The 11,758-nt window shown below is 60.7% G+C and carries 10 protein-coding genes; 6 read left to right on the top strand and 4 right to left on the bottom strand.

Features of this window, described 5'->3' with window-relative positions:
* Positions 1–62: 62 nt before the first annotated feature.
* From K529_RS20905 to K529_RS20880, 6 genes are all read left to right on the top strand, one after another.
* A complete protein-coding gene (locus K529_RS20905; RefSeq protein WP_005640862.1) occupies positions 63–1,058 on the top strand; it encodes a BMP family lipoprotein in 996 nt (331 codons plus the stop codon).
* Positions 1,059–1,249: 191 nt separating this feature from the next.
* Positions 1,250–2,779, top strand: coding sequence for an ABC transporter ATP-binding protein (locus tag K529_RS20900; protein ID WP_005640863.1), 1,530 nt, complete (start codon positions 1,250–1,252; stop codon positions 2,777–2,779).
* Positions 2,780–3,874: an ABC transporter permease gene (locus tag K529_RS20895; RefSeq protein WP_005640865.1), complete on the top strand. Its 1,095-nt coding sequence runs from the start codon at positions 2,780–2,782 to the stop codon at positions 3,872–3,874.
* Entirely contained in the window at positions 3,874–4,881 is a 1,008-nt protein-coding gene (locus tag K529_RS20890) for an ABC transporter permease (RefSeq protein ID WP_005640867.1), read from the top strand. The genes K529_RS20895 and K529_RS20890 overlap by 1 nt, the downstream gene beginning before the upstream one ends.
* Before the next feature lie 214 nt (positions 4,882–5,095).
* Positions 5,096–6,013 carry a sulfite exporter TauE/SafE family protein gene (locus K529_RS20885; RefSeq protein ID WP_005640868.1) on the top strand — a complete coding sequence of 306 codons (918 nt, stop codon included), beginning with the start codon at positions 5,096–5,098 and terminating at the stop codon, positions 6,011–6,013.
* Positions 6,013–6,780, top strand: a complete 768-nt coding sequence (locus K529_RS20880; protein ID WP_005640870.1) for a TIGR02186 family protein — start codon at positions 6,013–6,015, stop codon at positions 6,778–6,780. The genes K529_RS20885 and K529_RS20880 overlap by 1 nt, the downstream gene beginning before the upstream one ends.
* Positions 6,781–6,895: 115 nt before the next feature.
* Here K529_RS20880 and K529_RS20875 read toward each other — a convergent pair whose 3' ends face one another.
* From K529_RS20875 to ccrA, 4 genes are all read right to left on the bottom strand, one after another.
* Positions 6,896–7,633 carry an SDR family oxidoreductase gene (locus K529_RS20875; RefSeq protein WP_046002303.1) on the bottom strand — a complete coding sequence of 246 codons (738 nt, stop codon included), beginning with the start codon at positions 7,631–7,633 and terminating at the stop codon, positions 6,896–6,898.
* Positions 7,630–9,183, bottom strand: coding sequence for an ATP-dependent DNA helicase (locus K529_RS20870; RefSeq protein WP_046002302.1), 1,554 nt, complete (start codon positions 9,181–9,183; stop codon positions 7,630–7,632). The genes K529_RS20875 and K529_RS20870 overlap by 4 nt, the downstream gene beginning before the upstream one ends.
* A 41-nt stretch (positions 9,184–9,224) precedes the next feature.
* Entirely contained in the window at positions 9,225–9,944 is a 720-nt protein-coding gene (locus K529_RS20865) for a helix-turn-helix transcriptional regulator (protein WP_005649340.1), read from the bottom strand.
* A 443-nt stretch (positions 9,945–10,387) separates the two neighbouring features.
* On the bottom strand, positions 10,388–11,668 hold the full coding sequence (gene ccrA / locus K529_RS20860) for a crotonyl-CoA carboxylase/reductase (RefSeq protein WP_005649336.1): 1,281 nt from the start codon (positions 11,666–11,668) through the stop codon (positions 10,388–10,390).
* Between the last annotated feature and the right edge of the window lie 90 nt (positions 11,669–11,758).

Here is an 11,758-nt window from a genome sequence, read left to right as displayed (position 1 = left end):
CACCTTTTTGAACGGACACGCCCGCCACGCGGGGCAAAAAAGAAAAAACTGGGAGTAACTGAATGACCCTGATGAAATCGCTCATGGGCGCAGCTGCGGCAGTCGCGCTGACCGCGGGTACCGCACTGGCAAACCCGGCTGTCATCTTCGACCTCGGCGGCAAGTTCGACAAATCCTTCAACGAGGCCGCCTACAACGGTGCCAAGCGTTGGGCGGATGAGACCGGCGGCAAGTACCTCGAGATTGAGATGAAGTCCGAAGCCCAGCGTGAACAGGCGCTGCGTCGTTTCGCGGAATCCGGTGCCAACCCGATCATCACCACCGGTTTCGCCATGAGCGCGCCGCTGGAAGACGTGGCCGGTGACTACCCCGACACCAAATTCGTCACCATCGACGGCTGGGTCGATGCCCCCAACGTCCATGTTGTGAGCTTCTCCGAGCACGAAGGCTCCTTCCTCGTGGGCATGCTGGCGGCTGAAGCCTCCAAATCCGGCACCGTCGGCTTTATCGGTGGCATGGATGTACCTTTGATCCGCAAATTTGCCTGCGGCTACGCGCAGGGCGTCAAGGCTGTGAACCCGGATGCGACCGTCATTTCCAACATGACCGGCACCACCCCGGCGGCCTGGAACGACCCGGTTAAAGGCTCCGAGCTGACCAAGGCGCAAATCTCTCAGGGCGCGGATGTGATCTATGCGGCAGCGGGCGGCACCGGCGTGGGCGTTCTGCAAACCGCTGCCGATGAGGGCATCCTCTCCATCGGCGTCGACAGCAACCAAAACCACCTGCATCCGGGCAAGGTGCTGACCTCCATGCTGAAACGCGTGGACGTTGCGGTCTACAACATCCTGATGGCTGGCGACGATCTCGAAGTCGGCAAAGTCACCCTCGATCTGTCTGATGACGGCGTTGGCTATGCAATGGACGAGTATAACGCAGAGCTGATCACCGATGAGATGCAGGCCTCTGTCGAAGAGGCCAAGGCACAGATCATCGCCGGCGACATCAAGGTTCACAACTACACCAGCGACGACAGCTGCCCGGTTCTGAACTTCTGATCACATGATCCGCGCCCCGCTCCGCCCATGGCTGATTGCCCGGCGGACGGGGCGTTTGCATATGGCCCGGAGGTCGCGTCCCGCGTGCCCTCCGGGTTTGGTTTTTCCCGTCCCGGTCCTTCTTAACATGATCATGAAATCCCCGCGTATTCGCACGCGGGAACCGGCGATGAGATGACAGGGGAGCCCCGATGACGGCACCAGCAATCGAACTCAAAGGCATTTCCAAGGCCTTTGGCCCCGTCCAGGCGAACAAGGACATTTCCATCAGCGTCCAGCCCGGTACGATCCATGGGATCATCGGCGAAAACGGCGCGGGTAAATCCACGCTGATGAGCATTCTCTACGGATTTTATAAGGCCGACAAAGGCGAGATCTGGATCAAGGGCACCAAAACCGAGATCCCCGACAGTCAGGCCGCCATCGCCGCCGGGATTGGCATGGTCTTTCAGCACTTTAAGCTGGTTGAGAATTTCACCGTGCTTGAAAACATCGTGCTCGGCGCCGAGGATTCCGGCCTGCTGATGCCCTCGCTCTCTCGCGCCCGCAAGGAGCTGAAGGAGCTGGAGGAAGAATACGAGCTTTATGTCGATCCCGACAAACGCATCGACGAAATCGGCGTTGGCATGCAGCAGCGGGTGGAGATCCTCAAAGCGCTCTACCGCAAGGCCGAAATCCTCATTCTGGACGAACCCACTGGCGTGCTGACCCCAGCCGAGGCCGACCAGCTGTTCCGCATCCTCGACCGGCTGCGCTCGGAAGGCAAAACCATCATCCTGATCACGCACAAGCTGCGCGAGATCATGGAATATACCGACACCGTCTCAGTGATGCGGCGCGGCCAGATGACCGCCACCGTAAAGACCGCCGAAAGCAGCCCCGAGCAGCTCGCAGAGCTGATGGTGGGCCGTAAGGTCTTGTTGCGCGTCGATAAAGTTCCCGCCACCCCCGGCAAGCCAATCCTTGAGATCGAAAAGCTCTCGGTTGTCGACAGTGCCGGTGTGCAGCGCGTGAAAGACATTGACCTCACCGTGCGCGCGGGCGAAATCCTTGGCATTGCAGGTGTTGCGGGCAACGGACAGTCGGAACTGCTGGAGGTGCTTGGCGGTATGCGCGAGGGCACCGGTAGCATCCGTATCAACGGCCAGCCACTGCCACTTTCGGGCAAGGGCTCGGACGCACGCGCCCGCCGTCACGCAGGCATCGCCCATGTGCCCGAGGATCGCCAGCGCGAGGGTCTCATCATGGACTTCCATGCTTGGGAAAACGTCGCCTTCGGCTATCACCGCGAAGAGATCTATAAAAAGGGCCTGTTCCTCGACAACGCCGCTCTGCGCGCCGACACCGAGGCCAAGATGGAGAAATTCGACGTCCGCCCGCCCAATCCCTGGCTCGCCGCCAAGAGCTTTTCCGGCGGCAACCAGCAGAAGATCGTCGTGGCGCGCGAGATTGAGCGCAACCCCGACCTCCTGCTGATCGGCCAGCCCACCCGCGGTGTCGATATCGGCGCGATCGAGTTCATCCACCAGCAGATCATGGAGCTGCGCGACCAAGGCAAGGCGATCCTGCTGGTCTCGGTGGAGCTAGAGGAAATCCTGTCGCTGAGCGACCGGGTTGCGGTGATGTTTGACGGTAAGATCATGGGCGAACGCCCCGCAGATCAAACCGATGAAAAAGAACTCGGCCTCCTGATGGCCGGCGTCGCGGGGGAGGCCGCGTAAATGGAAAAGATGCCAAAATGGGCCGATGTGGTGCTGATCCCAGTGATCAGCCTCCTGTTGGCCGCCGTAATTTCCGCAATCGTGATCCTGCTAATCGGCGAAAGCCCGATGGAGGCGCTGAACCTGATGGTCAATGGCGCGCTGGGGTCCACCTATGGCTGGGGCTACACGCTCTATTACGCCACCAATTTCCTCTTTACCGGCCTCGCGGTGGCGGTCGCCGCCCATGCCGGTCTGTTCAACATCGGTGGTGAAGGTCAGGCGATGATCGGCGGGCTGGGCCTCGCCATTGTCTGCCTCTATATTCCCTTCCCGCATTGGTCGATTGCATTGCTTGTCGCCGCAGTGGGGGCCGGGATCTTTGGTGCGGCATGGGCCGCGATCCCCGCCTATCTGCAAGCCAAGCGCGGCAGCCATATCGTGATCACCACCATCATGTTCAACTTCATCGCGGCAGCGGTGCTGAACTACATGCTGGTGAGCGTCCTCAAGCCTAAGGGCGCGATGGACCCGGCCACGGCCAAGTTCCCCGAAAGCACGCAACTGCCCTCTCTGCATGAGATCCTTGCGCCAATCGGCATCGAGTTCTCCAAATCCGCCCCCGCCAATGTCACGCTCTTTGTCGGCATTGCCGCCTGCATCGTGGTCTGGGGCCTCATTTGGCACACGCCGCTGGGCCACGAGATCCGCGCCTTGGGCAAATCCGAGCGCGGTGCGGTCTATGCAGGTATTTCACCGGTGCGCACGGTGATGATCACCATGCTGATCTCCGGCGCGCTCTGCGGATTGATGGCCACCAACAACGTCATGGGCGAGGCCGAACGTCTGGTGCTGAACGCCACCGAGGGCGCCGGCTTCATCGGGATCGCGGTGGCCTTGATGGGCCGCAACCACCCGTTTGGCGTCTTCCTCGCGGCGATCCTCTTTGGGTTCCTCTATCAGGGCGGCGCGGAGCTGGCGCTTTGGACCAATATCCCGTCCGAGCTGATCGTGGTCATTCAGGCCCTCGTGATCCTATTCACCGGCGCGCTCGACAATATGGTGCGGATGCCGATTGAAAAGATTTTCCTCGCCTTCCGGAAGGAGAACGCCTGATGGATTTCCTGACACTCATTCAGGTGCTCGACAGCACCGTGCGCATGGCGACGCCGCTGCTGCTGGCCTGTCTGGCAGGTCTGTTTTCGGAACGCGCAGGCATTTTCGACATCGGCCTTGAGGGCAAGATGCTGATGGCAGCGTTTTTCTCTGCCGCCGTCGCCGCCGTCACCGGGAATGTCTGGCTTGGCCTACTGGCCGGGATTGGCGCATCCATGCTGCTCTCTGGTCTGCACGGTCTGGCCTCGATCACCTTCCGTGGCAATCAGCTGATCTCGGGCGTGGCGCTCAACTTTCTGGCCTCCGGTCTCACGGTCTTGATTGCCGAGAGCTGGTTTCGTCAGGGGGGGCGCACGCCCTCATTGCTAACCGAGGGGCGCTTCAACGGGATTGAACTGCCCTTTGCCATTGGACCTTCCGAAGCCGAAGCCGCCGGTCGCCCTCTCAGCGAGCTGATTGGCGAGGCCAACGTAATCCAGCAGATCTGGTCCGAGCTGATCTCCGGACACTCCATTCTGGTCTATGTCGCCGCCCTGACGGTGCCCCTGACGTGGTGGGTGCTGTTTCGCACCCGTTTTGGCCTGCGCCTGCGCGCCGTGGGGGAAAACCCGGCCGCTGTGGACACCGCAGGTGTTTCCGTGCGTGGGCTGCGCTTTGCCGCAATCGGCATTGCGGGCGTGCTCTGTGGCATCGCGGGTGCCTATCTCGCCACCGGTCTTCAGGCGGGTTTCGTCAAGGAAATGACCTCCGGTCGCGGCTATATCGCGCTGGCCGCCCTGATCTTTGCAAAATGGCGCCCTTGGCACGCGCTTGGGGCCTGTCTGCTGTTTGGCCTGTTGCAAGCGGTAGCCCTGCGGTTCCAGAGCATCCAGCTCGGCGGTGTGTCGATCCCGGTGCAGGTGATGGACGCCCTGCCCTATGTGCTGACCGTTGTGATCCTCGCAGGCTTTGTCGGCAAAGCGATCCCGCCGCGCGCCGGTGGCCAGCCCTATGTGAAGGAACGCTAAAGCAAACGTCACTGCCCGGCTTGGTGATGAAACTCCGGGCAAACGCCGCACGCCTTAGCGCGCGCTGTAGCGCCCCCGCCTCAGTCCTGAGCGCGGGGGCGTTTTTCTGTCGCGGGCTGTCGCTTTCAAAATCAGCCTGTTCTATGGTCGAACCACACACAGCCCGTGGGTGTCATCCCCACGCCCACTCGCCAGCAGAAGACGCCTCAGCGATATGAACATTTACCTCCCCATCGCCGAAGTGGCCGTGAATGCATTCCTTATTCTGGGACTTGGCGGCATGGTCGGGGTGCTTTCGGGCATGTTCGGTGTCGGCGGTGGTTTCCTTCTGACGCCGCTCTTGTTCTTTATCGGCATCCCTCCGGCGGTGGCGGTGGCCACTGGGGCCAATCAGATCGTCGCCTCCTCGGTCTCCGGCGTGCTTGCGCATCTGCGCCGCCGCACCGTCGACCTCAAGATGGGGGCCGTTCTGCAAGCCGGTGGCCTCATCGGCGCAGCACTTGGCGTTGCGATCTTTAACTATCTGAAATCTCTCGGGCAGATCGACCTGTTTGTGACGCTCTGCTACGTGGTCTTCCTCGGCATTGTTGGGGGTTTGATGTTCATCGAGAGCGTCAATGCCCTGCGCAAATCCAAACGCGGCGGACCGCCCAAACGACGCCAACGCGGGTGGGTCCATAGCCTGCCGCTCAAGATGCGCTTTCGCACCTCGGGTCTATATATCTCGGTGTTGCCGCCAGTTGCGGTTGGGCTCTTTGTCGGGATGCTCACCGCGATCATGGGGGTTGGCGGTGGTTTCATCATGGTGCCCGCGATGATCTATCTCTTGGGCATGCCCACAAAAGTCGTGGTCGGCACCTCGCTGTTTCAGATTATCACCGTGACGGCGGCCACCACGATGATGCATGCGATCACCAACCAGACCGTGGATATTGTCCTTGCGGTGCTTTTGCTGATTGGCGGCGTTGTGGGGGCGCAGTTCGGCACCCGTATTGGCACATTGCTAAAGGCCGAACAGCTGCGCATTCTGCTCGCCCTCCTCGTCATTCTGGTTTGCGCCAAACTGGCGCTTGATCTGCTGCTGGAACCCAGCGAAGTCTTCTCTGTGACACCGATCCGGGAGGTGCACTGATGCCCCTCTTGCGCCTGATTGCCCTGACGTGTTGGGCGGCCCTCACAGCCAGCATCGCCGCTGCCGAAGAAGTCGTCCTCGGCCTCAGCCAGGACCGCGTTGCCATCACCGCGACCTTTGACGGCTCTGAAATCCTGATCTTCGGCGCGGTAAAACGCGAATCCCCCATTGCCACCGATGCCCCTCTTGAGGTTGTCGTCACCGTCTCTGGCCCCAGCGAGCCGGTGATGGTGCGTCGCAAGGATCGCGAATTTGGGATCTGGGTGAACACACAAGCCGTCACCGTCGACTCCGCGCCGAGCTTTTACGCCGTTGCCACCTCTGCACCGTTTTCAGAGGCACTCAGCGACACGGAAGATCTGCGCCATAAGGTCTCGATCCATCGGGCGATCCGTTCCGTAGGCTCCACCGTTGAAGGCGCGCAAACCTTCACCGAAGCCTTAATGCGTATCCGCGAGGAAAAGGGGTTCTATTCGCTACAGGAAAACGCCGTTGCCTTGGACGAACAGACCCTGTTTCGCACCGCCCTGCGTATGCCCGCGGATCTGATCGAAGGCCATTATCGCACGCGTATCTTCCTGACCCGCGCAGGCCGGGTGGTGTCCCAGTACGAAACGGTGATTGAGGTCAACAAGGTGGGGATGGAGCGCTTTTTGTTCAATCTCTCACGCGAACAACCCGCGATTTATGGCCTGTTGGCGCTGCTGATAGCGGTGATTTCAGGTTGGGGCGCGGCAGCCGGTTTCCAGCTTCTGCGCGACCGCTGAACTTGGCGCACCCGCGCCGCGCGTCAGCGCGGCGCCCGGCCCAACCAGAGGCGACGTGCCGCACGGCGCGGGGCATATGGGCGGGAGCGCCCCCGTCCCGGATCAACACCAAAGGTCAGCCGCGACCGATATAGGGCATTTTTGTTGCCATCACGGTCATGAACTGAACATTGACCTCCAACGGCAGCTCCGCCATATGCAGAACAGAGCGCGCCGCATCGGCCACATCAAAGGTGTCCATCGGCGGCGCGTCCGGCTGCGCCTCGGCCTGCCGCTGCGCCAGATCCGCCACCATCGGGGTGCGGGCATTGCCAATGTCGATCTGCCCGCAGGCGATGTCATAGGCACGCCCATCCAGCGACAGCGATTTGGTCAGCCCGGTGATCGCCGCCTTGGTCGCCGCATAGGGCACACTATTAGGGCGCGGCACATACGCAGCGATAGAGCCATTGTTAATGATCCGTCCGCCCCGTGGGCTTTGGTGGCGCATCCGGGCAAACACCGCCCGCGCACATAGGAACATGCCGTTGAGGTTGACGTTCACCGCCGCGAACCAATCCTCCAGCGCGATCTCGTCAATGGTGCCCGGCGGGGTAAAGATGCCAGCGTTATTGAACAGCACATCAATCCGCCCGGCCTCGGTGCAGAAGTGATCAAACGCGGCCTCCACCGCTGCAGGGTCGGTCACATCCGCAGGCAGCACCACGGCACGGCGTTGCCCCTCGGCGATCTCCGCCAGCTTTTCCTCCCGCCGTGCCAACAGACCAACCGTCCAGCCGTGCCCAAGGAACAGCTCCGCCACCGCGCGGCCGATCCCGGAACTGGCACCTGTGACCAGAATAGATTTTGTCATACCGGAGCCTCCTCACCCTGTGCCTCAAGCGTCAATGTCGGGGCCGCCACCTGCCGCAAGTCATCGACCGGCAGCGGGCCTGTGGGCTTCGCCAACCGATTGCGCACCACCCAGATCAGCCGCTCCTGCGCGCGGGTGATGGCCACATAGGCCAGCCGCTTCCACAGGGGCTGGCCCGCCTCCACCCGCCCCATCCGGGCGGCTGCGTAAATATCGGGGGCAAAAACCTGTGCCGTATCCCATTGCGAGCCCTGCGCCTTGTGGATCGTGACCGCCGCACCATGCAAAAACGTCGCCCCCATGCGCGCGGCAAAGGGAATAAACGGTTCTTCTTCCTCGGGTTTTTCGATCTTCACGATAGAGGCGGCAGAGACCTGCGGATCTTCTGCCCCCATCACATGCAGGCGCGAAAATCCGGGTTTGCGGCCGGGGCCGAGGTAGATCACCTGCGCGCCCTTGATCAGGCCACGTGCCTCCAGATCCAGCCGTTTCTTGCGGTGTTTCAGCGGCAGCTCCAACCCGTCACAGATCAGCGGTTCACCCTCAAGGAGCTGATCTTCGGGCGCGCCATGTACCGCGCGAAACGCGTTGATCAGCCGGATGCGCGTGTTGTTGCGCCAGACCAGCACCGGCGAGCGTGCCATCAGGTCGACCTCGACCCGTTGCCCCCAGACCACGCGCTCGTCCTGACGGGCTTTGTCCTCAACCATGCGCTCGAAATCTTCAAACCCCAGCTGCGGGTCCGCCAGCGCATGGGCCAGATCGAGGATCGGGTTATCGGCCTCCTGGCGGTGAATACGGTTGAGGATCAGCTTGCGCTCTTCGGGCAGGTCCTCAAACACCATCGACCCCGACTGGTTCACCGGTGCCAACTGCGCCGGATCGCCAAACAGCACCAGCGTCGGGAAAATCTCCTTCAGATCCTCAAACTGACGATTGTCCAGCATCGAGGCCTCATCGACAAAGCCGATGTCCAGCGGCTCTTCACGCCGTTTCCAACCCGTAATGAAATCCGAACCCCGCAGCCCCGCAGCTGCCAATGCGCCCGGCATGGATTTGTTGGTGGCATAAAAGGCTTCGGCGCGCGCCAGCGCCTCCTCGCTCAGCCCCTCAATCTCGGGCCGCTCCCCCTCGCCCGCCAGCCACTCGGCAATGCGCTCATATTCGGGATCATAAACCGGGGTATAAAGAATGCGGTGGATGGTGGTGGCCGGCACACCGCGCAGGCGCAACACGCTTGCCGCCTTGTTGGTGGGCGCCAGAATGGCCAAGGTGCGTTTGTCGGCTTTCTTTCGGCTTTCATAGTCCCCGGAAACCACATCGACACCGGCCGCAGCCAAGGCTTTGTAAAACTCCGCCAGCAATAGCGTCTTGCCCGATCCGGCCTTGCCGATCACGGCGCTGACGCCGGTTTCACCCCGCGGCGGATGCAGCAAGTCCTCGCCCAGATCGACACCCGCTTTGCGCAGCTGTTCCGTAAGGGCATCAAAGGCTTGTGCCTGATCGTCAGAGAATTGCAGCGCGGGCGCTGGAGATGTGGCCTGTGTCATGGCGCGACATTACAGGCGTGCGCCGGGGCACACCAGTGGCATCAGGCCCCGATCAGCCCCATCGTCACGGCCCGTGCCACCGCATGGGTCGTATTCTGCGCCTGCAGCTTGCTGCGCGCGCCCTCGATATAAACGCGGAGCGTATGTTCAGAGATATCCATCGCCTCCGCCGCACGCGCACGGCTCATCCCCTCGGCCAGCAGGCTGAGTGCCTCGGATTCGCGCATCGACAGCGGCTGTTCCGGCAGCGGATAGAAGGACATCTCAAAATCCAGTGCCCGGCGGTTCACGTAATGAGCCACAAGAATGAGATCGCGGCTGTGTTTACGCGTGAATTTATCCCACACGTCGCCCTTGCAAGTCTTGGTGATGCTAAACACCGCATATTGTCCGGCAGGTCCGCGCACGGGCACGCTATAGCCCTGATTGCCGACCCCAAAGGCCAGTGAATCCTTGCGAAACGCTGCCGCCAGCCGCGCCGACCAGTCCAGATCGCGCCAATCGACAGGGTGAAACGCGGTGTAGCAGCCGATCACAACCGGATCGATGCGGTGATAGCCCATGGCGGAATAGCGGTCCTGCCACGCCACCGGCAAGGTCGAGCATCCGTTGATGCTGCCCGAACGGTCCACCCAGCGGTAAAAGACGTGATCCACCTCCAGGAGGTTTCGAAACTGCGTCAGAACCTCACCAATCTCTTCAAGATTGGCTGAACTCTCGATCATTTCGAGAATCGCGTTCAGGTTTTGACGTCGTACCATTCTATCTCGCACTTGCTGTCGGAGCTTTGCGTCCGACGATGCCGGGGCCACGCTGCATATAACGCGCTGGTCTATTAAGTCGGCCCCTGCTCAGGTCGGACCTGACACTGGTTCTTAGAAAGTCTGTCGTGTCTGTTTCAGAGCGTTGCTGCGGGCCTGAGTCTTTTTGCGTGCCCTACATTAGATCTTTTAGATCTATTCTCCTACTATAAATTTCTGAGCCGCTTAAACCATCCCAACTTATGAGATATGTCATCGACATTGATCATTCTATCTGGGGTTGCATTGCGCTGTCACCTTGCTTGACGAAATAGCGCAGTTCTCGCCTGCCGACCAGTCAACCAACGAAAAGGCCGCTTGGCAATGGGGTGGCCACTCCACGTCTCAAACAAAAACACCCGCCCCTAGGGGCGGATGTTTTGAGCGTTCAGCAAAGGCTGGGGTTACGCGTCGAGCACTTCACCAAGTGTGCGCAAGCCAGTTTTGGGCGCTTGAACCAGCACCGACATATTGCCGGGCTTATGTTCGTTGCGCAGCATCTTCATATGTGCTGCCGGTAGGTCCGCCCAGGTAAAGACCTCAGACATACAAGGGTCCAGACGGCGTTCAATCATCAGCTTATTGGCCGCCGACGCTTGTTTGAGGTGCGCAAAATGGCTGCCTTGCAGACGTTTCTGGTGCATCCACATGTAGCGCACGTCAAAGGTGCAGTTGAACCCGGAGGTGCCCGCGCAGATCACCACCATGCCGCCTTTTTTCACCACAAAGGTCGACACCGGGAAGGTCGCTTCACCGGGGTGTTCAAACACCATATCGACATTATTGCCCTTGCCGGTGATCTCCCAGATCGCTTTGCCGAATTTACGCGCCTCTGCGAACCACTGCGCATATTCCGGTGTATTCACGGTGGGCAATTGCCCCCAGCAGTTGAAATCTCTGCGATTAAGCACACCCTTGGCGCCAAGACTCATGACAAAATCGCGTTTGCTTTCGTCCGAGATCACACCAATCGCATTTGCACCCGCCGTATTGATCAGCTGGATCGCATAAGACCCCAGCCCGCCCGAGGCGCCCCAGACCAGCACGTTCTGGCCCGGTTTCAGGTCGTGCGGCTCATGGCCGAACAACATCCGATAGGCGGTGGCCAACGTCAGCGTGTAGCAGGCGCTTTCCTCCCACGTCAGATGTTTGGGACGCGGCATCAACTGCTGCGCTTGCACGCGGGTGAACTGGCTGAAAGAGCCATCCGGCGTCTCATAGCCCCAGATCCGCTGGCTGGTGGAATACATCGGATCACCGCCGTTGCATTCCTCATCGTCGCCATCATCCTGATTGCAGTGGATCACCACCTCGTCGCCGACCTTCCAGCGCTTCACCTTGTCACCCACCGCCCAGACGATGCCCGAGGCATCAGAACCGGCGATATGGTAGGGGGCCTTATGGCCGTCAAAGGGGCTAATCGGCTGGCCCAATGCAGCCCAGACGCCATTGTAGTTCACGCCCGCCGCCATCACCAGAACCAGCACTTCGTTGCTGTCGAGTGTGGGGACATCGACCACTTCCTGCTGCATCGCAGTATCCGGCTCGCCATGGCGTTCCTTGCGGATCGCCCAGGCGTACATCTGCTTGGGCACATAGCCCATCGGGGGGATTTCCCCCATTTCATAGAGGTCTTTTTGCGGTGCGTCGTAGGTCATCATGCCGTCCTGAGTGTCCAGAGCCATGTCGGCCTCCCTTGGTCTCGATCTGTCGGCGCAGTGGTTCTGCAACGCAGAATCGCGCCGTTCTCCCCCAAGGAGTACGAACGGTAAGGT

Source organism: Tritonibacter mobilis F1926, assembly GCF_000376545.2.
GTDB lineage: Bacteria > Pseudomonadota > Alphaproteobacteria > Rhodobacterales > Rhodobacteraceae > Epibacterium > Epibacterium mobile.
The sequence above is the reverse complement of the archived record's forward strand: the minus strand, read 5'-3'. Positions and strand labels throughout refer to the sequence as shown.

Excerpts from the sequence above, each read along its gene's own strand:
- K529_RS20905 (WP_005640862.1), top strand. The coding sequence starts at position 63 with ATGACCCTGATGAAATCGCTCATGGGCGCAGCTGCGGCAGTCGCGCTG.
- K529_RS20900 (WP_005640863.1), top strand. The coding sequence starts at position 1,250 with ATGACGGCACCAGCAATCGAACTCAAAGGCATTTCCAAGGCCTTTGGC.
- K529_RS20895 (WP_005640865.1), top strand. The coding sequence starts at position 2,780 with ATGGAAAAGATGCCAAAATGGGCCGATGTGGTGCTGATCCCAGTGATC.
- K529_RS20890 (WP_005640867.1), top strand. The coding sequence starts at position 3,874 with ATGGATTTCCTGACACTCATTCAGGTGCTCGACAGCACCGTGCGCATG.
- K529_RS20885 (WP_005640868.1), top strand. The coding sequence starts at position 5,096 with ATGAACATTTACCTCCCCATCGCCGAAGTGGCCGTGAATGCATTCCTT.
- K529_RS20880 (WP_005640870.1), top strand. The coding sequence starts at position 6,013 with ATGCCCCTCTTGCGCCTGATTGCCCTGACGTGTTGGGCGGCCCTCACA.
- K529_RS20875 (WP_046002303.1), bottom strand. The coding sequence starts at position 7,633 with ATGACAAAATCTATTCTGGTCACAGGTGCCAGTTCCGGGATCGGCCGC.
- K529_RS20870 (WP_046002302.1), bottom strand. The coding sequence starts at position 9,183 with ATGACACAGGCCACATCTCCAGCGCCCGCGCTGCAATTCTCTGACGAT.
- K529_RS20865 (WP_005649340.1), bottom strand. The coding sequence starts at position 9,944 with ATGGTACGACGTCAAAACCTGAACGCGATTCTCGAAATGATCGAGAGT.
- ccrA (WP_005649336.1), bottom strand. The coding sequence starts at position 11,668 with ATGGCTCTGGACACTCAGGACGGCATGATGACCTACGACGCACCGCAA.